At 41.0% G+C, this 26,025-nt stretch carries 28 protein-coding genes; 13 read left to right on the top strand and 15 right to left on the bottom strand.

What is annotated here, in order from left to right:
- Positions 1–55: 55 nt before the first annotated feature.
- Genes hutH through C9J40_RS08635 form a run of 9 tightly spaced genes read right to left on the bottom strand, consistent with a single transcriptional unit; the run spans position 56 to position 7,783 of the window.
- Positions 56–1,615, bottom strand: coding sequence for a histidine ammonia-lyase (hutH, locus tag C9J40_RS08675; RefSeq protein ID WP_107207394.1), 1,560 nt, complete (start codon positions 1,613–1,615; stop codon positions 56–58).
- A complete protein-coding gene (locus C9J40_RS08670; protein WP_107246539.1) occupies positions 1,602–3,293 on the bottom strand; it encodes a glycosyltransferase in 1,692 nt (563 codons plus the stop codon). Before C9J40_RS08670 ends, hutH begins: the two co-directional genes overlap by 14 nt.
- A complete protein-coding gene (locus C9J40_RS08665; RefSeq protein WP_107246565.1) occupies positions 3,286–3,660 on the bottom strand; it encodes a 3-hydroxyacyl-ACP dehydratase in 375 nt (124 codons plus the stop codon). The genes C9J40_RS08670 and C9J40_RS08665 overlap by 8 nt, the downstream gene beginning before the upstream one ends.
- A gap of 14 nt (positions 3,661–3,674) precedes the next feature.
- Positions 3,675–5,072 carry an AMP-binding protein gene (locus C9J40_RS08660; protein ID WP_107246537.1) on the bottom strand — a complete coding sequence of 466 codons (1,398 nt, stop codon included), beginning with the start codon at positions 5,070–5,072 and terminating at the stop codon, positions 3,675–3,677.
- Positions 5,073–5,132: 60 nt separating this feature from the next.
- A complete protein-coding gene (locus tag C9J40_RS08655) occupies positions 5,133–5,696 on the bottom strand; it encodes a hypothetical protein (RefSeq protein WP_107246535.1) in 564 nt (187 codons plus the stop codon).
- Between the two features lie 3 nt (positions 5,697–5,699).
- Positions 5,700–5,954 carry an acyl carrier protein gene (locus C9J40_RS08650; RefSeq protein WP_107246534.1) on the bottom strand — a complete coding sequence of 85 codons (255 nt, stop codon included), beginning with the start codon at positions 5,952–5,954 and terminating at the stop codon, positions 5,700–5,702.
- A 16-nt stretch (positions 5,955–5,970) separates the two neighbouring features.
- A complete protein-coding gene (locus C9J40_RS08645; protein WP_045148502.1) occupies positions 5,971–6,231 on the bottom strand; it encodes a phosphopantetheine-binding protein in 261 nt (86 codons plus the stop codon).
- A gap of 5 nt (positions 6,232–6,236) precedes the next feature.
- On the bottom strand, positions 6,237–7,055 hold the full coding sequence (locus C9J40_RS08640) for a 1-acyl-sn-glycerol-3-phosphate acyltransferase (RefSeq protein ID WP_107246532.1): 819 nt from the start codon (positions 7,053–7,055) through the stop codon (positions 6,237–6,239).
- Positions 7,052–7,783, bottom strand: coding sequence for a beta-ketoacyl synthase chain length factor (locus C9J40_RS08635; RefSeq protein WP_107246530.1), 732 nt, complete (start codon positions 7,781–7,783; stop codon positions 7,052–7,054). Before C9J40_RS08635 ends, C9J40_RS08640 begins: the two co-directional genes overlap by 4 nt.
- A gap of 231 nt (positions 7,784–8,014) precedes the next feature.
- Here C9J40_RS08635 and C9J40_RS08630 point away from each other — a divergent pair, with 231 nt between their 5' ends.
- Positions 8,015–8,413 (top strand): hypothetical protein, encoded by a 399-nt coding sequence (locus C9J40_RS08630; protein ID WP_107246528.1) that lies wholly within the window; start codon positions 8,015–8,017, stop codon positions 8,411–8,413.
- Between the two features lie 127 nt (positions 8,414–8,540).
- Complete coding sequence (locus C9J40_RS08625; RefSeq protein WP_107246526.1) at positions 8,541–9,608, top strand: methyltransferase; 1,068 nt, start codon at positions 8,541–8,543, stop codon at positions 9,606–9,608.
- A 10-nt stretch (positions 9,609–9,618) separates the two neighbouring features.
- Here the strand turns inward: C9J40_RS08625 and C9J40_RS08620 are convergent, their stop codons facing one another.
- Positions 9,619–10,497 carry an alpha/beta hydrolase gene (locus C9J40_RS08620; RefSeq protein WP_107246525.1) on the bottom strand — a complete coding sequence of 293 codons (879 nt, stop codon included), beginning with the start codon at positions 10,495–10,497 and terminating at the stop codon, positions 9,619–9,621.
- A 247-nt stretch (positions 10,498–10,744) separates the two neighbouring features.
- Here C9J40_RS08620 and C9J40_RS08615 point away from each other — a divergent pair, with 247 nt between their 5' ends.
- Together C9J40_RS08615 and C9J40_RS08610 are read left to right on the top strand one after the other, a co-directional pair.
- Positions 10,745–11,986, top strand: coding sequence for an NAD(P)/FAD-dependent oxidoreductase (locus C9J40_RS08615; RefSeq protein ID WP_107246523.1), 1,242 nt, complete (start codon positions 10,745–10,747; stop codon positions 11,984–11,986).
- Positions 11,987–12,138: 152 nt separating this feature from the next.
- Positions 12,139–12,354: a DUF465 domain-containing protein gene (locus tag C9J40_RS08610; RefSeq protein WP_045152522.1), complete on the top strand. Its 216-nt coding sequence runs from the start codon at positions 12,139–12,141 to the stop codon at positions 12,352–12,354.
- Between the two features lie 81 nt (positions 12,355–12,435).
- Here C9J40_RS08610 and C9J40_RS08605 read toward each other — a convergent pair whose 3' ends face one another.
- From C9J40_RS08605 to C9J40_RS08595, 3 genes are all read right to left on the bottom strand, one after another.
- Positions 12,436–13,860, bottom strand: a complete 1,425-nt coding sequence (locus C9J40_RS08605) for a sugar porter family MFS transporter (RefSeq protein ID WP_304590046.1) — start codon at positions 13,858–13,860, stop codon at positions 12,436–12,438.
- A gap of 643 nt (positions 13,861–14,503) precedes the next feature.
- The gene (locus C9J40_RS08600; protein ID WP_005366553.1) at positions 14,504–14,725 is read right to left on the bottom strand and encodes a VF530 family DNA-binding protein; all 222 of its coding nucleotides are present in this window, start codon (positions 14,723–14,725) and stop codon (positions 14,504–14,506) included.
- A 161-nt stretch (positions 14,726–14,886) separates the two neighbouring features.
- On the bottom strand, positions 14,887–15,948 hold the full coding sequence (locus tag C9J40_RS08595; protein WP_107246522.1) for a helix-turn-helix domain-containing protein: 1,062 nt from the start codon (positions 15,946–15,948) through the stop codon (positions 14,887–14,889).
- 1,394 nt (positions 15,949–17,342) lie between these two features.
- On the opposite strand from C9J40_RS08595, the gene C9J40_RS08590 reads away from it, so the two are divergent.
- The 9 genes from C9J40_RS08590 to C9J40_RS08550 are packed head-to-tail and all read left to right on the top strand — an operon-like array spanning position 17,343 to position 24,239.
- Positions 17,343–17,741, top strand: coding sequence for an ATP synthase subunit I (locus tag C9J40_RS08590; protein ID WP_107207378.1), 399 nt, complete (start codon positions 17,343–17,345; stop codon positions 17,739–17,741).
- Between the two features lies 1 nt (position 17,742).
- Positions 17,743–18,510 (top strand): F0F1 ATP synthase subunit A, encoded by a 768-nt coding sequence (gene atpB, locus C9J40_RS08585; protein ID WP_107207377.1) that lies wholly within the window; start codon positions 17,743–17,745, stop codon positions 18,508–18,510.
- Between the two features lie 53 nt (positions 18,511–18,563).
- The gene (gene atpE / locus C9J40_RS08580) at positions 18,564–18,800 is read left to right on the top strand and encodes a F0F1 ATP synthase subunit C (protein WP_004730405.1); all 237 of its coding nucleotides are present in this window, start codon (positions 18,564–18,566) and stop codon (positions 18,798–18,800) included.
- A 52-nt stretch (positions 18,801–18,852) separates the two neighbouring features.
- Positions 18,853–19,323 (top strand): F0F1 ATP synthase subunit B, encoded by a 471-nt coding sequence (gene atpF, locus C9J40_RS08575; RefSeq protein WP_107207376.1) that lies wholly within the window; start codon positions 18,853–18,855, stop codon positions 19,321–19,323.
- A 14-nt stretch (positions 19,324–19,337) separates the two neighbouring features.
- Complete coding sequence (locus tag C9J40_RS08570) at positions 19,338–19,886, top strand: F0F1 ATP synthase subunit delta (RefSeq protein ID WP_107207375.1); 549 nt, start codon at positions 19,338–19,340, stop codon at positions 19,884–19,886.
- A 13-nt stretch (positions 19,887–19,899) separates the two neighbouring features.
- Positions 19,900–21,441 (top strand): F0F1 ATP synthase subunit alpha, encoded by a 1,542-nt coding sequence (gene atpA, locus C9J40_RS08565; RefSeq protein ID WP_005366518.1) that lies wholly within the window; start codon positions 19,900–19,902, stop codon positions 21,439–21,441.
- Between the two features lie 58 nt (positions 21,442–21,499).
- A complete protein-coding gene (atpG, locus tag C9J40_RS08560; RefSeq protein ID WP_107207374.1) occupies positions 21,500–22,372 on the top strand; it encodes a F0F1 ATP synthase subunit gamma in 873 nt (290 codons plus the stop codon).
- 21 nt (positions 22,373–22,393) lie between these two features.
- Positions 22,394–23,779 carry a F0F1 ATP synthase subunit beta gene (gene atpD / locus C9J40_RS08555; protein WP_107207373.1) on the top strand — a complete coding sequence of 462 codons (1,386 nt, stop codon included), beginning with the start codon at positions 22,394–22,396 and terminating at the stop codon, positions 23,777–23,779.
- Positions 23,780–23,795: 16 nt separating this feature from the next.
- Positions 23,796–24,239 carry a F0F1 ATP synthase subunit epsilon gene (locus tag C9J40_RS08550; protein WP_005366515.1) on the top strand — a complete coding sequence of 148 codons (444 nt, stop codon included), beginning with the start codon at positions 23,796–23,798 and terminating at the stop codon, positions 24,237–24,239.
- A 230-nt stretch (positions 24,240–24,469) separates the two neighbouring features.
- Here the strand turns inward: C9J40_RS08550 and C9J40_RS08545 are convergent, their stop codons facing one another.
- Both C9J40_RS08545 and C9J40_RS08540 read right to left on the bottom strand, forming a co-directional pair.
- Positions 24,470–25,021, bottom strand: a complete 552-nt coding sequence (locus tag C9J40_RS08545; protein WP_107246520.1) for a DUF2799 domain-containing protein — start codon at positions 25,019–25,021, stop codon at positions 24,470–24,472.
- 317 nt (positions 25,022–25,338) lie between these two features.
- Positions 25,339–25,911 carry a DUF2913 family protein gene (locus tag C9J40_RS08540; protein ID WP_107207371.1) on the bottom strand — a complete coding sequence of 191 codons (573 nt, stop codon included), beginning with the start codon at positions 25,909–25,911 and terminating at the stop codon, positions 25,339–25,341.
- Between the last annotated feature and the right edge of the window lie 114 nt (positions 25,912–26,025).

Here is a 26,025-nt window from a genome sequence, read left to right as displayed (position 1 = left end):
TACTCACTCTGTATGTAGAGTGAGTATTTGGTTAATTTTTTACACGTGATAGAGGTTAGTAATACAACGCCCAGTGCTGCTGCTGAATCATATCAATGAACAGACGTAAATCATGTTCAAGCGGGCGATCTTCAATCACAGGTTCAAAGTGCTCTAACACGGATTGATTCATCTTTGTTAATGCAGGACTGAGGTGTGAAGCGTTAAGTTCATCATCACGTTTTCTCAGTTCAATGGCTTGGGTTGCTGCCAGTAACGAAGCGGCAGTCACCTGCTCTGTTAACTGTAATACACGTAAACAGTCACGTGATGCAATGGTTCCCATACTGACTTTATCTTGGTTATGACACTCCGTTGAGCGAGAGAAAACACTGGCTGGCATGGTGTGTTTTAATGCTTCTGCGGTCCATGCTGAAATCCCAATTTGCACGGCTTTAAAGCCATGGTTGATCGGCTTACGTTCACCAACGGCACCGGTTAAGTTAAAGGGTAAGCCATTATTAAACTTATAATCCATTAACTGAGCCATTTGACGATCGAGTAGATCGGCAATATTAGCGACGGCTGTTTTTAGCGTATCCATTGCCATCGCAATATGGCCGCCATAGAAATGCCCGCCATGCAGAACACGCTCGTTATCACCGTCAATAATTGGGTTATCGTTGGCACTGTTGAGTTCGTTTTCAATCATTTGGCGTAGCCAAGGCAGGCTGTCTTGTAAAACCCCAATAACATGGGGCGCACAACGGAGAGAGTAGCGATCTTGTAAGCGATCACTGTTACGAGGTGGACGTTCAGCTTGCAGATCAGAGCGTAACCAACTTGCGATTTGTTGTTGCCCCGGGTGAGGTTTTACCGCAAACAGTGCCTCATCAAAGTGGAAATCATTACCTTGCATGGCGACAGAAACCATCGCGGTGATTTTGGTTGCCATTTGCGCAAGATATTCGGCGCGTTTGTAGGCGAGGCAAGCCAATGCGGTCATCACAGATGTGCCATTCATTAACGCTAACCCTTCTTTAGGGCGTAATTGGATTGGCGAGATGCCAAGCTCTGCAAACACTTCAGCGGTGGGGCGAATTTCACCTTTGTAGATAACATCACGCTCACCAATTAAGGTCGCTGCAACATAAGACAATGGTGTTAAGTCGCCACTGGCACCCACAGAGCCTTCTTCTGGAATACGTGGCACGATGTCATGATTAATCAGCGTGACTAACTGGTTAAGCAACTCATGACTCACGCCTGAAACGCCTTGTGACAGAGAGCATAAGCGTGTGGCAAGGACTGCGCGAGCTTGAGGTTGCTGTAGCACTTCACCTAAACCACAACCATGAAAGCGTGTAAGGTGCAGTGGCAATTCGTCAACCAATTTAGGTGGGATCGCCACAGTACAAGAGTCGCCATAGCCTGTGGTTACACCATAAATGACGCCTTCATCTTTCAATAAGCGTTCAAGAAATGCCACGCCACGATCAATTTTTTCATTAAATGCAGTGTCGTTGTTCATTTCTGCATGAGCACCATTGGCAATCGCGCAAACATCTTCAATTGTGAGGCGTTCAGCACCAAACTTAATGGTTTGTTGAGTTGTTGTTGAATTAGTCGTTGTCATTATTTTTTCCACTAAGCTGCCAAAAATTAAAAAAGTTATACCACTGCAATGGGGCTTGAATTGTGTAAGATTCTAGCCGTGATGCATAGTCTTGAACTGTTTGTTGTAATGCCGTTTCTCGTGTTTTACGAGGTAAGATCAAAGCATCGCTGAAGGGTTCGAAGTAAATATCAAAATGGGGATCTGCTTGGCTGTCATCACGTAAACCAAAGAGTAAATAAACGGGCGCTTTCATGACCGAAGCCAGAATAAACGGGCCTTGTGGAAACGGGGCGGGTTTACCTAAGAAATCGGCCCATACCACACGTTGCTCTTTGGTGACCGACGTTCTATCACCGACAATCACCACCCATTCGCCTTGCTCAATTTTTTGCTGCAACATGATGGCAGTACTTGCGCTGAGCTCATTGACTTGAATAAGGTTCAGATCGGAATCAGGGTTAATGGCTTTTAATACCGCATTAAAGCGCTCTGCGTGTTCGGTAAAGACCAAAGCATTAACGTTTATATCGGGATGACGAGAACTTAACGCACGACAAAGTTCTAGATTGCCAAGGTGAGAGCCTAAAATGATGGCACCTTGTTTTCGTTTGGCGAGATCATCAAAATGTTCACTACCATGAATGGTTAAGTGTTGCTCTGAATAATCGCCTTTCCATGCCACAAGTTTGTCGAGCATGGTATGACCAAACGATAATAAATGATCATAGCTGTTGAGCTTTTTCGGCAAGGAAAGCTGATTTTCACTGGCGTAATGTTCAAGTTGCTCTAGATAATCTTCAGATGCTTTACGAGCCGCTTTCCCTGTTAAGTAGTAATAGCCCATCACAGCTTTTAAGATCAGATTAAATGCTTTTCGTCCGAGCAGAGAATACACCGCAAGTAATGTTTTGATCCCTACAATGGTTCCGCGCTCGGCATGGGATGACCAATGTTGTTGATCGGATGATTTGCGTTTAATTAGTTTAGGAATACGTGGCAACATGCCAAAAAATAGCTTGGTATGCATCCAACTAATTTTGACGTTATCCCACAATGCATCAAAGTGAGAGATGCCATCTTTTGGATAAATAACTTTGGTATCAATAAAACGAATATCGCCGTTATCCCAGTAAAAACGCACCATGATTTCAGTATCAAAATCCATTCTTAAACCAAGCTTGTTGTGATTAATCACATTCATCACGGCATCGATAGGGTATGAGCGAAAACCACACATACTGTCTTTGATAGCAAACGAAAGGGTTTCAATCCAGACCCAAATATGGGTGGCATAACGGCCATAGAGTCGCGATTTAGGGATTGATTCATCGTAGATCGGTTGGCCTGAAATCAGTGAATCAGGATAGTTTTTTGATTCATTGATCAGCTTAGGTAACGCAGATAAATCGTGCTGACCATCGGCATCAATTTGAATTGCATGGGTAAAGCCAAGTGCTTGTGCCTGTTTTATGCCAGCGATAACTGCCCCCCCTTTACCTTGGTTTTGCGGCAAAGTAACAATGTTGATATTGGGGCGTTTGGCTTGTTCCGATAAAATTTTACGGGTGGCTAATTCACTACCGTCATCAACAATGACAATGGGATAACCATAATTAATCAACCCATTCACAACGGCAGGCACCGTTGCGCCATGGTTATAGCAAGGGATCAGAAAACAGGGCTTAAATTCACACATGTTGACGACCTAGCTTAATTTTACCTGATGAATGTTTATGTAGCGTGTTACTAGCATCGATTGAGGTATAGCTAAAATGCAGTTTTTGCTGATCGTCACGCCATTCAAGTGTGAGCGTGATGGTGCTATCTGGCAAGATTGGCTCTTGGAATTTAATCACATCCATACCGTTAAATAAGGTCGGCATATCAGAAAAACATTGCTTGGCAAAATGTACTGCCCAGTCAATTTGGCTCACACCGGGTAATAACGGAAAAGTTGGGAAGTGCCCTTTAAAATCAGAAAGTTGATTGTCAGGGCGCAAGGTGATCTCGGCCTTATAACCATCAATATGTTGAGCGAGTAATGTGGGTGTTCTATTGGTCATCATTATTATGCTTACTATGTCGAGGCGTCATCAGTAAATAACGATTCTAGATCGCTAACTAAACGCTTTCCTTGCGTATTTAAAGGAATGCTATCAACAAGGCGATAGCTGCGCGGAATACCAACCGGCTCAATCCATTGGCGAAGTTGTTGGCGCAGGAGCAACCAAAATTTCCCTTTTCCACGTTGCTGAATGTCTTTTTTTCCTTCATTTGAGAGTGTAATCACTGCGCCTAAAATAAGACGATTATTTTGCTCTAAGGGTAATACTGCGGCTTCTTCAATCCATGGTAACGAACACAGGCGCTGCTCAACATCGGTTAACGAAATACGTTTTTCTTCTATTTTAATAATGCGGTCGGTACGACCTTTTAAAATGAAATGATCGTTATCGATTTGTTCACAATGATCACTGGTTTGATACCACCGTTCTTGATCAATAAACGGCGATAAGATCTTAAGGCATTGCTCTGCATTCAGTGCGATGTCAATGACAGGGAAGCGTTGCCACGGCGTCGAAGCATCATGTTGCTGACGATAAGCAATCCCCCCGGTTTCCGTACTACCAAAGACTTCAAAAGGTAATTGGTTAAATAGTGTTTGGCATTGTTGAGCTGCCGCTAAGGGGAGCGGCCCACCAGAAGAGAAAATGGCGCGATAGTGTTGTGTTTTTTCCTCATTATCAAGGCGTTTTAGCAACGCAGGGCTGCTAATGAGCACACAATTATCACTGGCTTGTGCCATTACCTGCTCTGGGTAGATCAAATCAAAACGACTGAAACTACGATCGCAGCACAGCGGCCATAAAATACGGAACAATAAGCCATAGATATGTTGATGTGAAACGGTACTAACAATCGTGGTTTGCGCTAATTGTTGCCCCCATAGCATTTCTAACTGGGCAATTTCGTTATTTAATAATGCGAGGTTTTTAAGAATGGCTTTAGGTTTTCCGCTAGAGCCAGACGTAAATAGCGTCAGTTGAATATCAGCGAGCGTTAGTGGTTCAAATACAATAGGAACATTGAGTGAGGACTGCCAGCTTATAGTATTCAGCTTAAGGCTAATACACGATGCTGGGCATTGAATATTGTTATCGTGGAGTAAGCCATCAAAATGGTGACTAAGCTCTGCAAGTGCTGCTGGCTGATGATTTCCTGGTAACACCATGTGCTGTTTACTGTGGGCTAATGCCATAAAAGCAACAGCAAAGAAGTAGCTATCTTCGCAACATATTGCCCATTGTTGTTGCTCATAGCTGTTTAGTTTTTCACTCAGCAAAGCAACATCGTTGTGAAACTGCTGCCATGATTGATGACCTGATGGATCAACAGACACCGGAGATTGGCGATCAGACTGCTGCATTAATTGAGATAACGGAATCATTGTTGTCGGCAGTATTAATGGTTTCATGGTCATTCCGGTGTTGAAGGTAGAACAAGTAGAGAGGAGCAATAATTAGAGATTAATTTCTTACTGTGATTTACGTTGAACAAATTGTCGTACAACCCATTCAATCGCAAACAGACTGCCCGCAAGAAGGTAGCTGATCAACCCGTTGTATAACGTCCATATTTGCAGTGGAAGAAAACAGGTCGTCAGTGCGATTGAGCCATTAACAATAAAAAATACACACCATACTTTGGTGACATTGCGCGTATAGCGAACGCCATCTGGTGGTAAATCTGGCTCTTGCAGTCGTGCTAGTCGTTCAATGAGACTCTGTTTTTGCCATAAACTGGCACTAAACAGCCCAAGCATAAGAATATTGACGATCACTGGGTAATAAAGAAACCAGCCATGTTCACGAAAAATGCTGCCGAGTAAAGCGAGGATTAATCCCGCGCCACCGCTGAGCCATGCAATATACTTAAGTTCACGAAGCTGAGTCTGTTTCGCCGCGATAATGCGGAGTAAAAACAATACTGCCAGTAACCCAGCAACCACCCCTAACCCCCAACGGCTTAAACCATAGTAAACCGCAAGGGGGTAGGCGAGTAACGCTAATGCTGACACACCTGTCAGCAAACGCATCATCAATTATTCCTCAATAAGCTCGATCACTGCATCAACTACATCATCAACGGTACGGACAGTTTTGAACTCTTCAGGTTTGATTTTCTTACCAGTAATGTTTTGTAAATGAACGACTAAATCAACGGCATCAATACTGTCTAAATCAAGTTCAGTGTATAGATTGGTTTGCGGTTGAATGTCATCTGCATCAAGCTCAAACAGTTCCACAAGAACATTTTTCACTTGGTCAAAAACTTGGTTACGATTCGCTTCTGTCATTTTTTTTTACGCTATTTTATGAGTTTTTATTATTAGAAATATAGTTTGCTAAGTTAGCAACTGATGCAAAATGTTCACGAGTATTGGTGTCATCTGCATCAATAACAATATTGTATTTTTTCTTAATCGCTAAACCCAATTCCAGCGCATCAATAGAATCTAAACCTAGGCCATCATTAAATAGCGGGGCATCTGTTTCAATATCATCAATGGTGATGTCTTCAAGGTTTAATGCATCAATGATGAGTGTTTTTAATTCGTTATGTAGTTGTTCCATAGTACCTACTTGTGATTGTTATCATGATGCTGAACAGTGTGTTGAGCAGGAAAAAGAGCATCATCAAGATAACGGTTGAGCTTACGTGCTGCTGTTGTGGCGGAATCACTACTTTCAAGAAATGATCCAACCGCTATTTTATCCTTTACTTCGACTAAGAAGAAAGGCTTGCTGTCGGGAACGCGATACCACTTTTTTTCTTTGGTTAAAAAGCTAGGTTCAACCGTGATATGAATAACACGGAGATCCGACGCTGTGCGAACTGCTATTTGTGCAGCTCCACGTTGTAATTTTGATTTTTTCCCCGGCGTAGTACGAGTACCTTCAGGAAAAACTAATAAGACATTACCGCTACCTAATCGTTCACTACAGTCATCGAGCAAACTTTCTGGATCTCTATTGGGAATATAACCAGCGGCTTTAACAATGCCTTTCATAAATGGGTTATGCCAAATAGCCGCTTTTACCAAACAGTCGCACTGAGGAAGTCGAGAAGCGATCAGAACATAATCAATTAAACTGGGATGATTGGCCACAATAAGGCAATTTCTATCGTTCTCTAATAATTCTGTGTTTTCAAAACGGTAATCAATCGTGCCGCAAAAACGCATGGTGCGACAGAAAAAATCAAACGATTGTTGAATAATTTTCTGTATTTTAAATTCGCGCTGTTGGGTATTTTTTGCCGTTCGCGTCATTAACGGGAAAATAATGAAGGTTAAGGTAAGTGCGCCAACACCAAATAAACTAAAGCAAAATCCGGTTGCAACAATACGCCAATATTTATTCAGCTGTTGTGACAGAGTGAGTCTTGATGCTGTCACTTGTTTCGTACCCAATGCCAGTGGTTACGCTGATCTGACAGGTTAAACGCTTCGTTATCTAAAGCGAGATGTTTAATGACATCTAATGTTTGTGGATATCCCATAGCGACTTCCTTGCTGCTTCTGTCTGTTTCATTCCACTGTAGCGTGTAGCCATTACCTGCAGATAAGATAGCACTGAATGCGTAACCTTGATGAGGTTGGGTTTCAAATTCTTGATATTGTTCAGGTAATGGTTCATCAAAATCGACTAATAAAACCTGGTGGTCTGGATTTTCGCTTAGATAACACGCCGCTTCGATGAGTGCAGAGTGAAGCGTGTGCTCTGCTGCCGATAACGATGTCACAGGGATTGGCTGTTTAGTGATGATGGTATAAAGCCCTGCTGCTGTATTGTGAACCGATTGCGAGAAGGCGATGGGGGATGCATCGTCACCCTCAATGATCGATTCAACTAAATTAACAGTGCGGTGTAATTCACCATGACGGCTTGAGAAAATAATGTAATCAATCTGCTGTTGTTCTGAGATATGCAAAGCTGTTTGTAACGCCAATTTGGTTAAATTACTCATACGGCGTCGCATCATCGGCGGTATTTTATCAAACACGATAGGCTCTGGTGCTTGAGGCCAGTTTTGGGTTATTGCCCATTGCTGCCACTCAGCGAGAGATGACAAGCCGAGTGAGCGAGCTTCCCACTGGTTGATTGTAAAGTGCACAGAGTTCATGGTTAACCGTTTGCAATAAATATCGTGTTCTAATGAATGTGGCTTATGATAATAAAGTCTACCTGTGATTGAAAAACATATTTGTGTTGTTTATGGCATCTACCATGAAAAATATTATGTAATGTTTTCAAGGTGTCATTCATTCCAAAATGGAATGTCTATCTTGTTTGTTGCTATCAATCTAGGTGATAATCTTTATTGACGATTAATTAAAACCATGACGAGCGTTAAATGAAAAAGACCCTAGTGAGTATAATGGCGAGTTTGCTGATTGTAGGTTGTACCAGCAAACCTGTCATGAATTTAAACGATGTCTATGTGCCGAGCACTGTCACTGGGCAACAACATTCTATTGATGATGTGCAAAAAGCGATATTAACCGCAGCAGAGCAACGAGGATGGAGCGCTCGAGTAATAAAACCTGGCTTGATTGTGGCAACCCTTTCTGTTCGAACTCATACCGCAACGGTCGACATTTCGTATTCAACATTAAGTTACAGTATTGATTATAAAAATAGTCAAAATTTGGATTATGACGGCACAGATATTCACCGCAATTACAATAACTGGGTGATGAAATTATCTCGCTCTATCCAACAACAACTTGGTGTAACTATTCAGAACTATTAATAAAATTATCGTAATAAGTGCATAGCGAATGATATTAACTAATGACTGATAATTTGTTTTAAAACAATAAGAGTGAGTAAAGGGTCGATAGAATAAGCGGCAACTGTTTAACCTATGTAGGTGTCGTGTGACCGATTATTCTGTAGATCCTTTCAATGCTCTTGATGCAAAAACAGAAGCGCAAAAACTTGCTTTCGCTCCTATCGTATTTCAAACCGCTAAATCTCTGCGTGATCTTGGTATCTTAGCCGCATTAGATGAAGTAAAAAAAGATGGGTTGGATGCTGTAGCCATTTCAAAGCGAACAGGGATCAGTGAATATGGTGTAAAAGTGTTATTAGATATGGGCCTAAGCGCACATATTGTCACTTGGCACGCGCCAAAATACCGTTTAGCCAATCTGGGACATTATTTACTGCACGATGGTATGACTCGAGCAAATATCGATTTTACCGCAGATGTTTGTTACGCCGCGATGATGCACCTTTCTCAATCTATTAAAGAAAGCAAACCCGCAGGCCTTGTTGAATTAGGCGATTGGGAAACCATTTATCAAGGGCTATCTCAACTACCTATGGCCGCCAAAGAAAGTTGGTTTAATTTCGACCATTTCTATTCTGATCGTTCATTTCCGTTACTACTTGAACGTGTCTTTGCGAAAAAGCCTAAACGTATATTTGATATTGGCGGTAATACGGGGAAGTGGGCACAACAGTGCTGTGCGTATGATCCTGATGTGAACGTTACTATTATCGATTTACCACAACAAGTTGAGATGGCACTCACGCAAGCCAAAGAAAAAGGGCTGGCAGAACGCATTTCGGGTGTAGGCACTAACTTACTGGATAAATCTCAAGCATTACCGCAAGGAGCGGATGTGTGGTGGATGAGCCAGTTTTTAGATTGTTTTTCACCGATGGAAATACTGAGTATTTTACGTCGCGTACGTGAAGCGATGTCACCTGATGCGGTGGTGTATATTTTAGAGCTTTTCTGGGATGCACAGCGTTACGAAGCGGCGACCTATAGCTTGAATGCGACCTCGTTATATTTCACTTGTTTAGCCAACGGTAATAGCCGTTTCTATCGCAGTGATGATTTTCTAGAAATAGTCAAAGAAGCGGGCTTTATTGTGACAGAGCGCGAAGACAATATTGGTTTAGGTCATACCTTATTAACCTTATCAGCCGCATAAACGAACCGAACTATTCATTATAAGCGATCATTTGCGTGACTTGCTCTCGGTTATTTTGTCTCACATATTGCTCGGTGTTAACTAACCACTGGGCAATATTGTGCTGATAACGAGGATGGTCGCCTGTCATGGCTCTCGCGTGGCGACAATCATCGAAAGCCATAAATTCTTTATTCCCCTTGAGCTGTTGATAGAGGGTCTCACCAAATTCAAACGGCACAACGCTATCTTCTTCACAGTGTACTACCAAGGCATGACTTTCCGGCACACGATGCAAACTCTGCTCTGCGGCATAATCATCTCGCATAATTACCAGTGCAAACCAATCATAGAGTTTACCAAAAGGGCTTTGGCTTAAAACAAACTGCGCTTCTTTAACGTAACTGGTAAAGGGAGAATCAAGAATAATACCGTCAATTTCAATCGGATTATCAGCCCAAGCCCGTAAAAAGATATTACTGCCAGTAGAGGTAGCGACAACAAATAATGGCTGGTGGTTATATTGATTGATGTAATTAAGGATCGAAATCGCATCAAGGTACGCATCTTTGTCTGTTGCCGTCCCTGTCGAGTGACCAAAGCCTGAATAGTCGAAAGTGATCACGTTAAAACCATAATCTGTCAGCCATGCGACTTTTTCTTGGGTTTGCTCCATTTGCCCACTGTTACCATGAAAGTGAACCACAGTACCGCGAAGATCAGGTGACGGCATAGAAGAAGTATTCGTGGGGTGATAATAGCGATAAGCAATTTTATTGCCAGAGAGCGAATCAAGCCAAACGACCTCTTTACTTGGCATATCATTATTTGATGGTGAGAAAAATGCTTGGTTGGCACAACCAGATATTACAGGAAGTAATAACAGAGTCAGAAGCAAAAAAGAGTTCATGGGCATCTTCCTGATTTGTCATGATGTATTAATAGTGTGTACGCCTTAAAACGAAAATGTGATCTCTTCTGTGAGAAAATAAAACAATGCCCCTAATTGCTGTTTTTTAAGATAAAGCGCTCCCCGTTGTATGGTGTGAAGAAATAACTTTGTTAAACTCTGCGCTGATAATATATCCAAACCGATCGTTGCTTCTTATCTCACACCTGTCAGGTAAGACATTTACAGTGTTAATAAAAGGAAAAAGATGTTGAATAGTAGACAACGTACCCAAGTTGCAATTATTGGCGCAGGCCCATCAGGCTCTGTTGCAGCAGCGTTGCTCAATCAAAATAATATTGATGTTGTTGTCTTAGAGAAAAACACTTTTCCTCGTTTTTCTATCGGCGAAAGCTTATTACCTGCCTGTATGGAAGTGATAAAAAAAGCCAATATGCTCGATGCAGTAACAGGCGCTGATTTTCAATATAAAAATGGCGCTGCATTTCGCCGTCGTGATACCTATACGGCGTTTGATTTTCGCGATAAATTCACAGCAGGCGCTGGTACGACTTACCAAGTACAGCGTGGCAACTTTGATAAAGTGTTAGCCGATGAAGCGGCCAAGCAAGGGGTTGAAATTCGTTACCAACACAACGTAGAAGCAATTGAATGTGGGGACACTCGCTCCGTTATTACGGTTCGTGATGCGTTAACAGGACAAACCTATACGCTCGAAGCCGACTTTATTTTAGATGCCAGTGGTTTTGGGCGTGTATTACCGCGTTTACTCGATTTAGAGCAGCCGTCTTGTTTACCTGTGCGTCATGCCATTTTTACCCATGTGGTGGATCATATTGAAGATAGCGGTGTTGAGCACGATCGTGAAAAGATTTTAATTTCCGTTCACCCAACGAATGAAGATGTGTGGTTTTGGCTTATTCCATTTAGCAACGGGACTTGCTCATTAGGTGTGGTGGCAGAGCCTGAATTTTTAGCCCAATACGATGCTGATGAAAAAACAGCATTGCAGCAAATTGTGGCGCAAGAGCCAACATTAAATAAGCTGCTTAGCAAAGCTGAATACGCCAATCCTGCAGCGCAAATTGGCGGTTATTCTGCCAATGTAAAACACCTTGCGACGAACAACTATGCGTTATTAGGTAATGCAGGGGAGTTTTTAGACCCTGTATTTTCATCAGGCGTGACCATTGCAATGCAATCGGCAGATTTGGTTGTTAGCGCCTTATTGAAGCAATTAGCAGGTGATGACGTTAATTGGCAGCAAGAATATGCCGATAAATTAATGGTAGGGGTAAATACCTTCCGTACCTATGTAGAAGGTTGGTACTCTGGTGAATTACAAAAAGTGATTTTCTATACCGATCCCGATCCTAAAATAAAACAAATGGTGTGCTCGATACTGGCAGGTTACGCATGGGATCAGAAAAACCCGTTTGTTGCTCAATCTGAACGCCGCTTAAGAACTCTCGCTGAAATTTGTAGTTAAGTCGCCTTGCGCCTTTTTCAAGCCATATTCAATGGCTTGAAATAGTAATATTGGTTTTCATAAATAGCGCAGCAAAAACATGATTTTTGTCTTAATTTAATTAGATAGAAGGCGTATAACTAAGACATAAGCTATTTATAAGGAGAGTTCCGATGTTTCCAGAATACAAAGAGTTAATCGATTCTTTAAAAGGCAAAGAAGTTGCTTTTGATCGTCTATACAATAAACACAGCGAGCTTAACGCTGAAATTGAAAAGATGACAGCGAAAGACGGTTACGACGAAGATATTATTGATAAGCTTAAAAAAGAAAAACTATTGCTTAAAGATGAAATCTTGGCTTATTTAAAAAATGCTGAAGCGAAGTAAGAATCTATTCGTCAACAATAAGTAAATTGAAACAGAAAAGATAAGCGCGTGCTTTTCTTTTCTGTTTCTACATTGTACGTATTATTTCTTTCCAAGTTTAGATAAAGGTATACCCGCCATTAGGTTTTGCTCAATCTTCTCTAGACTGATCCCTTTTGTTTCAGGGATTAAGATTAAAGTAACAAAAAGGAAGATGATATTAAGTACAGCATAAAGCCAGAAAGTTTGCGCATTTCCAAGTACTTGTAAGAAAGTAAGGAAAGTAGCGCCAACAATCATATTTGCAATCCAGTTAGTTGCAGTACTCACTGTAATACCAAAGTCACGTGCTTTTAATGGCTGAATTTCAGAGCATAATACCCAAATAAGTGGACCTGCACTCATTGCAAAACCAACGATAAAGATAAGTAAAACGAAGGCTGCGAAATATTGCTCGAAAGATGTTGTTACTCCTTGGTTTAAAAGAAAACCTAGTGTAGCCATACTCGCAGACATAACTAAAAAGCCAAGTTTCAAAATTGGTTTACGACCTAGTTTATCAACCAAACCTATCGCAATGAAGGTCGCAAAGACATTCACTAAACCTACGATTACAGTTCCCCACATTTGTTGTTCAGTACTTGCAAAGCCCGCAATCTTAAAGATTTTTGGTGCGTAATACATGATTACGTTCATGCCAGTAAACTGTTGCATTACCTGCAACGTGACGCCCAAATAAACAGCTCGGCGACAGTTACGATTGGTTTTAAATAATGACCAGCCACTTTGTTTTACCTTTAAACTTTCACGAATAGCATCGAGTTCATGTTTTGCTGTCTCATCACTACCACGCAATAATTCAAGTACTTCTTTTGCTTCAGTATGACGGCCTTTTAAAGCTAACCAACGTGGGCTTCGAGGTAGCATCAGTACACCAATTAATAAAATTAAAGCAGGAACTGTAATCACACCTAACATCCAGCGCCATTGTCCCTCATAGCTAAAAGCGGTATCAGACAAAAAGGCAACAACGATGCCAATAGTAATCATCAATTGATACATGGAGATTAAGCTACCACGCAATTTTTGTGGTGCGATTTCAGATAAATATAATGGGGCTGTAAATGAAGCGACGCCTACAGCTAGCCCGAGGAAAATACGAAATATAATTAATATTTCAGTGTTATTTGCTAAAGCACAGCCCAAAGAGCCAACCGTAAATAAGATTGAAGCAACAACTAAACTATATTTACGACCAAACTTGTTTGATAGCGGTCCAGAACCAATCGCACCAAAAGCGGCGCCAAACATCATTGAACTAACAACCCATTCTTGTGTGTGTGTCGCTAGACCGAATTCTTTAGCAATGAAAGGCAATGCACCAGATATCACACCAATGTCTAGACCGAATAATAAGCCAGCTAATGCTGCAATAATACAGGCAATAAAGACATTTTTATTGAGGTCACTTTTTTCTAAAGAAAGCGTTCCATTAGATCGCTCTTCTGTAATCACTGTCGCCATCATTGAGTCCCTTTATTGGATATTTGGCTGAGACAGTTTCAAAGAGTAGGTAATCCTTTCTGATGAATGGCCCCTTTGGTTTACTGTTTTGAAACTGTTTAAGCACTTTGATCATATTAATAATTTTATTTTTTAGACTTAGCATGAGAGTCGCCTCTGTCTTAGATTTGATCTTTTGACATCGACACACCGTTCATATGCTTAATCATTGAATGTAATGGTAACGTTTACACTAAGTTTTCAACGTGAGAAAAATCACATAAAGAGACATTGTAATAATCATAGATATGCATATTTATGATTTTGAAGATATATATCTTTACCCAAGGTTATTTATTGCGTCAGTCGTTTGGTATAACTTACTGAATTGGATAGAAGATCTTTATCAGAGAATCAAAGGGGGAATGCTATTAGGTTATTGCATATGGTGAGGAAACCGATAAGCAGCCATTAAAAACCAGCTTGTATAGGTTCATATTAGGTCGACTTATACAGCCGAAACTGAAAACTTTAGTCAGTGCTTTGTCCAAGCTAGTCGTAAACATATCGTTAGCCTGATTTGATAGTGTGTTGTTAGAAGCTGCGAAGATAGAGGGAAATGGCATACCTTACTTATGTATTGCTTAAAGTGCGTATGCCAATCGGGTTACTTACAAAAAGTCTCAATATATAAGGCTTCTACTTTGTCTCTTGCCCATTGAGTTTTGCGTAAAAACTTTAAAGACGACTTAATAGAAGGATCGCTGTAAAAACAGTTAATTTTAATTCTTGCATCTAGCCCTTCCCATCCGTAGTGCTCTTGTAAACGCACAAGGATCTTTTCTAACGTCAAACCGTGTAATGGGTTGTTGATTTGTTCTTGGCTCATGATTGAGTGTTCCTACCATCGCGAAATCTGTCGACGGAGTTTAGCAGAATGCGCTGGTCTGGTTTAAGGTTTTCACTAAAATTAAGCCTATCTCGTTAGCTTATCTCTCACAATTAGCTGCCTATTTAGCAGCTAATCGAACAATAGTGGGGTAACGAGTCTTAAATGAGTTCCCAATGTGAAACCACACGCGGTGCTATTGTTTGGTTTTTACTGGTTAACTGAGACGGACACAGTCCCGTCCAGCGTTTGAACGCGCGTGAAAAGGTACTGAGATCAGAAAAACCTAATTGCTGTGCAATGTCAGCTAAACCTAACTCTGAATTATCTAACAGGGATAACGCCATTTCTAATTTATAGTTTTCTAACACCCCACGATAACTTGTTGATAAACATGCTAAACGTCTATTTAAGGTGCGAAAGCTGATGTCCATTAAACTTGCGATATGGTTGCCAGAGGCAGCCTCTAAATCAGGTAGGCTTCTAAGCGCACGATAAACTTGATGAATCACATTGTTCTGCTGGTAGTTTACTAGCTGATGCTTTAACTGCCATAAGCTGTTTTGATGGATCACGGGATCAGAATCGGTTAACGGTAAGGATAACGACTTTTTACTAAAAGTAAGGCGGATCAAGGGAAAGCTATAATGGCACTTTATATTCAGTGCAGATGACGCAATCAAGTTATCAAATAACGGCTGTTCGATGCGTAAATTGGTCAGCGAGGGTAAATACGCATCACCTTTAAGTGTCGTTGTGCCCCACGTTTGCTTGATGACATTCAATAATAGCGCAAAGTGTAAAGCCAATAACGATAGGCTTTCTGTTGAATGTTTTGCGATGGGTTCATTACTTAATAGCCACAGATTGATGTTGTCACCTTTATTTTCATCTAAATGAAAACGAATAGAGCTATTGAGTAATGCGCTGTAGTTGCACAGCGTATGTAATTGCGTGTAGCGATCAGGGCTAGTCCATAGCGCTAAACTATAGAAGTTAAAGGTTAAGGGATTTACTGACTGGGCTATTTTTGTAATTTGGGTGGATAAAGCATGATACTCAGGCGTGATTGTTGAGAGGTATTGTTTTAGCCATAGACCTTCAAAATGTGTCATGTCAAAGGTGTGATTCTCTTCAATATTGAAGTTTGCAAAAGGAATGACACTTTTCCAACCTGAAGAGATTGTATTTTTTAATGATGAGAGTTGAGATTTGACTTCCATTGTTACTTATATACCTCATAAAAGTTACATCTCAGAAACATACCAGCGTATTAAAAGACAAGATTAAATAGAGGGTACAAATTAATGTTACTAAATGCAGTTATCAGTTAGTTGATAATGTGTCTTTAAAGTAACAGCTATGTGTCTTTGTCTTTATTTTTTTATCAGTAAATATGTATCATCGTTGTTTGGTTTATTTACATTAGCAATATTTGTAGCACATTAATATTGTTTATTTTGTGCTAATTCTACGTATGGAAAAATTGTTAATCTATAATTATAGATCAAACAGTCGATAAATTTTGTCGGATAGCTCTATTTTTATTACGATTCATTTTTATTATATATAACCTAATTGGTAAATATAATGGCTGAATTTAGCAATTCTTAACGTCTCTATTTTATATATAGCATTGGATGCATATATTGACTTTTATATTTTAATTTTAATGTATTATTTGTGTTCTTTTCTTAGGGCATATTATCGCTCGTAGTGATCGATATTTTAAATATAATGTTGTCTATTTTTTATGACTTCATATTGTCATTTACAACGTTGAAAATAGCTTCCAATGAGCGTTTGTTTATATTTATTGAGCTTAGAGGTGAACGTTTTTGGGTGCCGTTAAAGGCTTTTATTACCTTTGTTAATCATCATCTTATTATTTCATTCTGTGATATCGGAATTTTATTAATAACGCTGTACCGATACCTTCTTTTAAAAAATAATTTGGCTATATATACAGTCAACTATTTTTATTCCCTTTTCTTCTTTTTTCGCCACAGAGAGCGTCCTGCTAGTGCTGATTGTTATGTTTTCTCTTCCTTGAACTCGCAGTGAAAGAGCAAGAAGACAAGCTTAAATCGCATGATTTTGCCGTTTTAAAATTGAAATTTATTGCAAAAAAAGACAATAAATAGCAAATAACCGTCAACTTTTATGGTTGATAATAATTATTAATACGCTGTGAGTTTTGTGTTTCGCTCATTTTGATTATCGATGTTAATACATAATTATTCGCTTTGCTTACAATATAATCCATTCGGGCTGCAATCATTTACTTACTCAAAAATGAAAAACATTGATTTCATTTTTTTTAATAGCGTTAGTGATAACGATCACGTAAATTTTAATCATCAAGAGGTGGCGTCAAAGTTATTGATTTTAAATGTGTTGCAAGTTGCATTGATATAAATAACACTTTTCTGCTTCGGTATTTAATATTTATTTAACATTTTAGTTGATGAGATATTTGCTCTTGGTGAGGGAGTTTTCTCTTGCGATATTATTCATTCCTTACGTTTGTGTGAATTTAATCACAAGTTGAAATAACCCGTAACAAGTTGAAATGGAGGGGGTTAGCAGGTTATTGCATAAATAAAGAGGATTAGAAATGAATACGAAATCTGGTTCTAGCGATATTTTATCTGCAGCAAAAGTAATAGTGATTGGGCAAATAATATTAGGTTTACTTTTTATTTTTTTTGCTTCTATTACGACTAATTGGTTTGGCGTTAAATCTTCAATTATTGGGGTGGCTATTGCAGTTATTCCTTCATTGTTAGGATTAAGTGCCGCTGCTTTTAAAATAAAAACAAATAAAGACATTAGTATTCGATATTTAGCCAAACTTAATAGTTTTATTAAGTGGGTTTATACCGCGGTAATGATTTTAGCTGTTGTTCGTTTTATTCCAGTAAATCATGTAGCTATGTTATTAGCTTATAGCGTGACATTTTTAGGATGCTTTTTAACCCCGATACTTAACAAACCTCAATTTAGGATGACGTAAGGTGGAAGCAGTAACTACCGCTCACGAATATATTGAGCACCACTTAACATTCCTTACTGTAGGCCACGGTTTTTGGAGCCTAAATATAGACTCCATGTTTATGGTATGGGTGTTAGGTTTACTCTTCATCGGTGTCTTTAAATATGTTGTTAGCCACGGAACCTCTGGGGTTCCAGGTCGATTGCAATGTTTTATTGAGATCACTTATGAATTTGTAAACAACCTTGTTAAGGAAATTTTTCAGACGAGAAGCAAGATAGTCGGCCCTTTAGCGTTAACTATCTTCGTGTGGGTTTTCTTAATGAATATGATCGACTTAATTCCGGTCGACTTCGTTCCTGCATTAGCACGAGCACTGGGCTTTGAACATTTCCGTGATTTGCCTTCTGCTGATGTGAACGTACCGATGTCGATGGCGTTAGGTGTGTTTATTTTAATCATTGGTTACACCTTAAAAACTAAGGGACTTGTTGGCTTTATTAAAGAGTTAACAACACAACCATTTGAACACCCATTGTTGTATCCGGTGAACTTCGTTTTGGAGTTGGTGACATTAATTTCAAAACCAATTTCTCTTGGACTTCGACTCTTCGGAAATATGTATGCAGGTGAAATGATTTTTATCCTGATTGCATTAATGCCGTGGTGGATGCAGTGGGCGTTAAGCGTGCCGTGGGCATTGTTCCACATTTTAATTGTGTTCCTTCAGGCCTTCATCTTCATGGTACTAACTGTTGTGTACCTAGCGATGGCAACTGAAGAACATTAATAAATTAAGTTCGATTTAAGTTTTATCTATTAAATAAATTTTTGGAGTCATTCATGGATATTGTAAGTGCAGTTCTTTACGTTGCTGGTGCGCTTCTCATTGGTTTAGGCGCGGCAGGTGCGGCTTCTGGTATCGGTAATCTTGCGGGTAAATACCTTGAAGGTGTTGCACGTCAGCCAGATTTAACCCCTATGTTACGTACTCAGTTTTTTATCATGATGGGTCTTGTGGATGCGGTACCTATGATTGGTGTAGGTATCGGTCTTTACATCATCTTTGCTGTGGCTTAATAGCCAGAACTACCGTTATAAATCATAACGTTATTTAAATAGTGAGGATGGTATGAATTTAAATGCAACCATGCTTGGTCAGGCAATCTCATTCGTGATTTTTGTTTGGCTATGTATGAAATATGTTTGGCCACCGCTATCTGCGTTAATTGACCAACGTCAGCGCGAAATCGCTGAAGGACTGATTCATACCGAAAACGCGTCAAAAGAACTTGAATTAGCAAAAGCTAATGGTGAAAAGCTTCTGGATGATGCGAAGAAAAGTGCAAATGAATTAGTCGAGCAAGGTAATAAGCGTCGCGCTCAAATTATCGAAGAAGCCCAAGCGGAAGGTGAGAAAGAAAAAGCTCGCATTATTGCTCAGGGCAATGCTGAAGTGGAAAGTGATCGTAATCGCCTTCGCCAAGAACTCCGTGCAGAAATGTCTGACATGGTGATTGAAACGGCGCAGAAACTGATTAATCGTAACTTAGACACAGATGCTAACCGCGATCTTGTTAATAAACTCATCAAGGATATGTAAGCGGAGAGCACATTATGTCAGATCCACTAACTATTGCTCAGCCCTATGCCAAAGCAGCGTTTGATTTCGCTCTTGCCAATGATGCATTGGAACAATGGGAGCAAATGTTAATTATCGCAGCAACGGTTGCTAGCCAACCCGTTATTGCTCAGCAAATTGAAGATAGCGAGCAGTTTGGCGAGCATGACTCATCAGCGTTTACTGACATGTTCTTGGGCGTTTGTGAGGGGCTGCTGGATGAACATGGCCAGAACCTGATCAGAGTAATGGCTGAAAATGGACGTCTAAATGTGATTGCGCAAGTTGCTGAATTGTTCCATGAGCTGAAAGAAGATCATGAGCGCATGGTAACAGCGACAGTAACAACAACCGAGCCGTTAACAGATGAGCAGAAAGCGAACCTGATACAGGCGCTGCAAAAGAAATTAAATCGCAGTGTTGAGCTTGATTGTCACATTGATGAGTCGCTAGTTGGCGGAATGCTAATCAAAGCCGGTGAAATGGTGATTGATGGCTCGCTAAAAAGCTCTATCAACCGACTTGCTACAAGCCTTCAGGCGTAATAGGTAATTAGATATGCAACTGAATTCCAACGAAATTAGCGATTTAATTAGACAACGAATCGCCACCTTTAACGTGACCAGTCAGGCACGTAATGAAGGTACTATCGTCTCTGTAAGCGACGGTATTATTGTTATCAATGGTCTTGCTGATGTTATGCAAGGTGAGATGATTGAACTTCCAGACAACCGTTATGCATTGGCACTTAACTTAGAGCGTCACTCTGTAGGTGCGGTAGTGATGGGTCCTTACGCTGATCTTGCTGAAGGCATGAAAGTAACAGGTACCGGTCGTATCCTCCAAGTGCCAGTAGGTAAAGGTTTATTGGGTCGTGTTGTTAACACCCTTGGTCAGCCTATTGATGGTAAAGGCGCGATTGACAACGATGGCTTTGCGCCTGTTGAAATTATCGCACCCGGTGTCATCGATCGTAAATCGGTTGATCAGCCAATCCAGACTGGTTACAAAGCGGTTGACTCTATGGTGCCAATCGGTCGAGGTCAGCGTGAGTTGATCATCGGTGACCGCCAGACAGGTAAAACGGCGATGGCGATTGATGCCATCATTAACCAGAAAGATTCTGGTATTTACTCTGTGTATGTGGCTATTGGTCAAAAAGCATCAACAATTGCTAACGTTGTGCGTAAGTTAGAAGAAAACGGCGCGCTTAAAAATACCATTGTTGTTGTAGCATCTGCGTCTGAAGCGGCCGCCCTTCAATACCTAGCCCCGTATGCGGGTTGTACGATGGGTGAATACTTCCGTGACCGTGGTGAAGATGCTCTGATTGTTTATGATGACCTGTCTAAGCAGGCTGTTGCTTACCGTCAAATCTCACTATTGCTTAAGCGTCCACCGGGCCGTGAAGCCTTCCCTGGTGATGTCTTCTACCTTCACTCACGTCTACTAGAGCGTGCATCACGTGTAAATGCTAACTATGTTGAGCGTTTTACTAACGGTGAAGTGAAAGGCAAAACAGGTTCATTAACCGCGTTACCTATCATCGAAACCCAAGCGGGTGACGTATCCGCATTCGTACCAACCAACGTAATTTCGATTACTGATGGTCAGATCTTCTTGCAGACTAACTTGTTCAACGCAGGTTTACGTCCAGCGGTTGACCCGGGTATTTCGGTCTCTCGTGTTGGTGGTGCCGCGCAGACTAAGATCATCAAGAAACTGTCTGGTGGTATTCGTACCGCACTCGCACAGTACCGTGAATTAGCAGCCTTTGCCCAGTTCTCATCAGATCTTGATGATGCAACACGTAAACAGCTAGACCATGGTGAAAAAGTCACTGAGCTAATGAAGCAAAAGCAGTACGCACCTATGTCTGTCGCTGAGCAAGCACTGGCTATTTTCTCTGCCGAGAAAGGTTATTTGAATAACGTTGAGTTATCTCAAATCGGTGCATTTGAAGAAGCATTAATGGCATTTGCTAAGAGTCAGTCAGCTGAATTACTAGCAAAAATTAATGAGTCTGGTGATTACAACGATGACATCGAAGCAAGCTTGCACCAGCTTCTAAAAACATTCGTTGATACCCAGTCGTACTAAGCGACGAGAACATTTCCGTCCAAGTACGATGCAGTATGAATGTAGATAGGAGCTAACCATGTCAAATGCAAAAGAGATCCGCACTAAGATCGCCAGCGTGCAAAATACGCAAAAGATCACGAGTGCTATGCAGATGGTTGCCGCAAGTAAGATGCGCAAAGTTCAACAGAACATGGAAGCGACCCGACCTTACGCAGAGAACATGCGTAAAGTGATCGGACACGTGACTTCGGGTTCGTTGGAGTACAAGCATCCCTATCTTGAAGAGCGTGAAGTAAAACGTGTCGCTTACATCATTATTTCCTCAGACCGAGGATTATGTGGTGGCTTGAACATTAATTTGTTTAAGAAAGCACTGGCAGATATGCGTCAGTGGAAAGATCAAGGGGTGGAGGTTGATACCACCTTGATCGGTTCAAAAGCGATTTCGTTTTTCCATCGTTTCGGCAACGTGATTGCACAAACATCCGGTATTGGTGATGAACCAAAACTTGAAGATATTTTAGGCCCAGTTAACGCCATGTTGGAGTATTTCGACGAAGGCAAGATTGACCGCTTGTTCCTGGTTTACAACGAGTTTGTAAATACCATGGTGCAAAAGCCGAAGGTGGCACAATTGCTACCTAATCCTCAGCTTGAAGAAGAAGAGTTAGCCGATGCTAATGAATCAAGCCGCTGGGACTATATCTACGAGCCAGATCCAAAACCCATTCTCAACGAACTGATGCTTCGCTATATCGAATCACAGGTCTACCAAGGCACTGTTGAGAGTATCGCTTGTGAACAAGCAGCGCGAATGGTTGCGATGAAAGCAGCAACCGATAATGCGGGCGAGCTGATTAATGATTTACAGCTGGTTTATAACAAAGCCCGTCAAGCTGCTATTACCCAAGAGCTAAGTGAAATTGTCGCTGGGGCACAAGCCGTTTAAATAGAATTTTGAGGACATCAAATGAGTACTGGTAAGATTGTCAAAGTCATCGGCGCTGTCGTTGACGTGGAATTTGACCAAGATAGCGTACCACGTGTATATGATGCGCTTACCCTTAGTGATAGTGAGCATGCTGAATTAGTATTAGAAGTACAGCAGCAAATTGGTAGCGGTGTTGTTCGCTGTATCGCAATGGGTTCATCAGACGGTCTTCGTCGTGGCCTAGAAGTGGTAAATACCAAAGCACCGATCACTGTCCCTGTGGGTGAAGAAACCCTTGGCCGTATCATGAACGTGTTAGGCTCACCGATTGATGAATGTGGTGAAATTGGCGAAAAAACCAAATATGCCATTCACCGTGAAGCACCGTCTTATGAAGAACAATCTAACAGCTCTGAACTGTTAGAAACGGGTGTGAAAGTTATCGACCTTATCTGCCCATTTGCTAAGGGTGGTAAAATCGGTCTGTTCGGTGGTGCGGGTGTAGGTAAGACCGTTAACATGATGGAGCTTATCAACAACATCGCGAAAGCACACTCGGGCTTATCAGTATTTACTGGTGTCGGTGAGCGTACTCGTGAAGGTAACGACTTCTACTACGAAATGAAAGAAGCTGGGGTACTTGATAAAGTAGCCATGGTTTACGGTCAGATGAACGAGCCACCGGGTAACCGTCTTCGTGTTGCACTTACTGGTCTAACTATCGCTGAAAGTTTCCGTGATGAAGGCCGTGATGTACTTCTGTTTATCGATAACATTTATCGTTACACATTGGCTGGTACTGAAGTATCAGCACTGCTTGGCCGTATGCCATCAGCGGTAGGTTATCAGCCAACACTAGCGGAAGAAATGGGTGTACTACAAGAGCGTATTACCTCAACGAAGACAGGTTCTATCACCTCTATTCAGGCGGTATATGTACCAGCCGATGACTTGACTGACCCATCGCCAGCAACGACGTTCGCTCACCTTGATGCGACGGTTGTACTGTCTCGTAACATTGCCGCGCTTGGTTTATACCCTGCGATTGACCCACTAGATTCTACTTCTCGTCAGCTTGATCCACTGGTTGTTGGTCAAGATCACTACGATGTTGCGCGTGGTGTACAAACCGTACTGCAGCGTTACAAAGAGCTTAAAGATATTATTGCTATCCTAGGTATGGATGAATTATCTGAAGAAGATAAGCAGACAGTATCTCGTGCTCGTAAGATTGAACGTTTCTTGACTCAGCCTTACCACGTAGCGGAAGTGTTTACCGGTCAACCAGGTGTATTTGTATCACTTAAAGAAACTATCGCAGGCTTTAAAGGCTTACTAAGCGGTGAGTATGATGACGTACCAGAGCAAGCATTCTTGTACTGTGGCGCAATCGAAGAAGTGCTTGAAAAAGCGAAAAATCTTTAAGGCGTAAGGAGGCATCATGGCTATTGGCGTAACCGAAAACACGTTCCAACTCAACATTGTGAGTGCAGAAGGTCCATTGTTTTCTGGCCCAGCTCATGCGCTGGCAATTTCTGGCTCTGATGGGGAATTGGGTATACGCCCTGGTCACTCTCCTTTATTGAGCCGACTAAAACCTGGTGTGGCGAGTTTTGTCACTGATCTAAAGGATCCTGAAGAAATCCTTTATATCTCAGGCGGGATTGTTGAAGTCCAACCCTCTGTAGTAACTGTACTTGCCGATACGGCAATGCATGGGAAGGACATTGATAAGGCTCGCGCTGATGAAGCTCGACGCGCCGCAGAAGAAAATATCAACAAGCATGCTGATGATATTAACTTCGCTATGGCGGAAATGGATCTGGCAAAAGCAATGGCACAATTACGTGCGGTTGAATTAACCCAGAAACAGATGCGCCGCTAACCTTGATGGAATAAATACAGTGACCGTTTGTTGGACTAAATCACCATAGAAAAATAAGCGGATATTGTTTTATACCATCAAGGAGGCATTCCTTTTGCATAACCATCATGGTGTGAAAGGAAAAGTAATAGATAGAATGGATGTTATTTATTGCTGATGGTATCTCCAGTAAATCCATCACAATTAAAGCCCTTACTTTGTACCGAGAGTAAGGGCTTTTTCATACCGTTTTAATAGTATGTATTCATTTGTGCTCGTACTTTTTCAAGTTCTTGTTTTAACTTGTTAAGTTGATGCTGCTTTCGTTTCAGATCGTTGGGTCTATTATTTATTTCATCAATCTCATCGAGCTTTTCACGGCGCTCACGTGGGGTGAGTTGGTCATAAATTAAACTGTTTTTTAACTCGTTTAATTTCTCTTTTTGGTTATCAATTTCATGTTGCTCATAGCTCAATTCTCGTTCTGCACGAGAAACATTTTCTTGCGCTGTGTAGAGTTGCTGGCCATGGTTATAGCCTTTTACAAACGCTTTGGCGGTATTTTGCGGGCAGACACCTTGGTAAGACTTACCATGAGATCCGACAAAAAAGCCATGGCTTTCAGTACAGTAGCTGATTAGGCCTTTTTGATAACCGGCTTGATACTGAGAAAAGTCAGCGCGAACATTGTATTCCGAACAGGCAGAGCTACGTTCGTTAAATTGGGTTGAAGAGGCACCTTGAGAGCCATCCATGTAACCCAGTGCTTGCCAGTTAGCTGTTTGGCACTCTTGTTGATTCATGACAGAACATGCGCTCAATGTTGAACACAGCATGAGTGTTATTGTTAAATTCTTTATCGTCATAGCTAACTTGTTACAAAAATATAAAGGTGGATACTCTAAAGGTATCGTTAATAAAGATAAAGGTGTATCTCGTCTAAAATAGTTAAAAACGTGGTGATCTGGATGGTTAAAGTAAACTTTATTTGTAAATAAGTGAGCGGAAATGATATTGGAAAAAAAAGGGGGAGGACAGCAAAGATAGCCTTTACGATTGTCTTTCGAAAAGGCTTAACAGCGATGAATTATAAGCTGACGGCTAGGCGACAATAGGCTGTTTAAAGACGAAATAGCTCAATACGTAAATGGTTTTCATCTTCATAAGCAATGACAGATTGGAAGCCTGTGCTCTTATCGACAATTGAAGAAAATTGATCTTTCAACTTTTCGTCGCCAATAAAGAGTATTTGCGTTGCTTTGGTCATTAAACCATCTTCATCAAAGCTTGATGTTAGATCTTCATCGACAACACAGACCAAGACTTTGCCATAACGCGCATTAAGATCAATGGCATGTGCCAATGAATACTGCGCTTTCGTGTCCAGCTCTGTTTCGATCTCTTGAATCAGGGCAATAAACTGGTAGAGATCGGTTGAGCTCATTTGCTGCAAACGTTCGCGTTCTTGATTTAATGTTGCTTCGAAATCGGTATTTAGCCTTCTACCCATTTGTAGCCAGCTTTTCGTCGTCTTCTTTACTCGTCGATACTGGTGAGATTTGACGATTGGCTTTAGGTATTGAACCAATATATTATTTTTTTCTGCAAGGCTTAGTCGTTTATCTAGTTTTTTGAATTCTAGGTGTAGTAAAGCGTGAGTACTAACGTCTAATAATAGTTCTGATTGGTTCATTCGAGTACCGAGTTGAAACAGGTATTAACAATAATATCATACTATTACTGAGGTAATAGTAGCGTCATATAGTAGACTTTTTTTCAATGACGATATACTAGCATGTTTGTTATA

The organism is Photobacterium sp. GB-72, from assembly GCF_003026095.1.
Taxonomy (GTDB): domain Bacteria; phylum Pseudomonadota; class Gammaproteobacteria; order Enterobacterales; family Vibrionaceae; genus Photobacterium.
Note: the sequence above shows the minus strand (reverse complement) of the source record. Positions and strands in the feature narration are given on the sequence as shown.

What these genes read in the sequence shown, in the direction of transcription:
- hutH (WP_107207394.1), bottom strand. Translation starts at nt 1,615, where the DNA reads ATGACAACGACTAATTCAACAACAACTCAACAAACCATTAAGTTTGGT.
- C9J40_RS08670 (WP_107246539.1), bottom strand. Translation starts at nt 3,293, where the DNA reads ATGTGTGAATTTAAGCCCTGTTTTCTGATCCCTTGCTATAACCATGGC.
- C9J40_RS08665 (WP_107246565.1), bottom strand. Translation starts at nt 3,660, where the DNA reads ATGACCAATAGAACACCCACATTACTCGCTCAACATATTGATGGTTAT.
- C9J40_RS08660 (WP_107246537.1), bottom strand. Translation starts at nt 5,072, where the DNA reads ATGAAACCATTAATACTGCCGACAACAATGATTCCGTTATCTCAATTA.
- C9J40_RS08655 (WP_107246535.1), bottom strand. Translation starts at nt 5,696, where the DNA reads ATGATGCGTTTGCTGACAGGTGTGTCAGCATTAGCGTTACTCGCCTAC.
- C9J40_RS08650 (WP_107246534.1), bottom strand. Translation starts at nt 5,954, where the DNA reads ATGACAGAAGCGAATCGTAACCAAGTTTTTGACCAAGTGAAAAATGTT.
- C9J40_RS08645 (WP_045148502.1), bottom strand. Translation starts at nt 6,231, where the DNA reads ATGGAACAACTACATAACGAATTAAAAACACTCATCATTGATGCATTA.
- C9J40_RS08635 (WP_107246530.1), bottom strand. Translation starts at nt 7,783, where the DNA reads ATGAACTCTGTGCACTTTACAATCAACCAGTGGGAAGCTCGCTCACTC.
- C9J40_RS08630 (WP_107246528.1), top strand. Translation starts at nt 8,015, where the DNA reads ATGAAAAAGACCCTAGTGAGTATAATGGCGAGTTTGCTGATTGTAGGT.
- C9J40_RS08620 (WP_107246525.1), bottom strand. Translation starts at nt 10,497, where the DNA reads ATGAACTCTTTTTTGCTTCTGACTCTGTTATTACTTCCTGTAATATCT.
- C9J40_RS08615 (WP_107246523.1), top strand. Translation starts at nt 10,745, where the DNA reads ATGTTGAATAGTAGACAACGTACCCAAGTTGCAATTATTGGCGCAGGC.
- C9J40_RS08610 (WP_045152522.1), top strand. Translation starts at nt 12,139, where the DNA reads ATGTTTCCAGAATACAAAGAGTTAATCGATTCTTTAAAAGGCAAAGAA.
- C9J40_RS08605 (WP_304590046.1), bottom strand. Translation starts at nt 13,860, where the DNA reads ATGATGGCGACAGTGATTACAGAAGAGCGATCTAATGGAACGCTTTCT.
- C9J40_RS08600 (WP_005366553.1), bottom strand. Translation starts at nt 14,725, where the DNA reads ATGAGCCAAGAACAAATCAACAACCCATTACACGGTTTGACGTTAGAA.
- C9J40_RS08595 (WP_107246522.1), bottom strand. Translation starts at nt 15,948, where the DNA reads ATGGAAGTCAAATCTCAACTCTCATCATTAAAAAATACAATCTCTTCA.
- C9J40_RS08590 (WP_107207378.1), top strand. Translation starts at nt 17,343, where the DNA reads ATGAATACGAAATCTGGTTCTAGCGATATTTTATCTGCAGCAAAAGTA.
- atpE (WP_004730405.1), top strand. Translation starts at nt 18,564, where the DNA reads ATGGATATTGTAAGTGCAGTTCTTTACGTTGCTGGTGCGCTTCTCATT.
- atpF (WP_107207376.1), top strand. Translation starts at nt 18,853, where the DNA reads ATGAATTTAAATGCAACCATGCTTGGTCAGGCAATCTCATTCGTGATT.
- C9J40_RS08570 (WP_107207375.1), top strand. Translation starts at nt 19,338, where the DNA reads ATGTCAGATCCACTAACTATTGCTCAGCCCTATGCCAAAGCAGCGTTT.
- atpA (WP_005366518.1), top strand. Translation starts at nt 19,900, where the DNA reads ATGCAACTGAATTCCAACGAAATTAGCGATTTAATTAGACAACGAATC.
- atpG (WP_107207374.1), top strand. Translation starts at nt 21,500, where the DNA reads ATGTCAAATGCAAAAGAGATCCGCACTAAGATCGCCAGCGTGCAAAAT.
- atpD (WP_107207373.1), top strand. Translation starts at nt 22,394, where the DNA reads ATGAGTACTGGTAAGATTGTCAAAGTCATCGGCGCTGTCGTTGACGTG.
- C9J40_RS08550 (WP_005366515.1), top strand. Translation starts at nt 23,796, where the DNA reads ATGGCTATTGGCGTAACCGAAAACACGTTCCAACTCAACATTGTGAGT.
- C9J40_RS08545 (WP_107246520.1), bottom strand. Translation starts at nt 25,021, where the DNA reads ATGAATCAACAAGAGTGCCAAACAGCTAACTGGCAAGCACTGGGTTAC.
- C9J40_RS08540 (WP_107207371.1), bottom strand. Translation starts at nt 25,911, where the DNA reads ATGAACCAATCAGAACTATTATTAGACGTTAGTACTCACGCTTTACTA.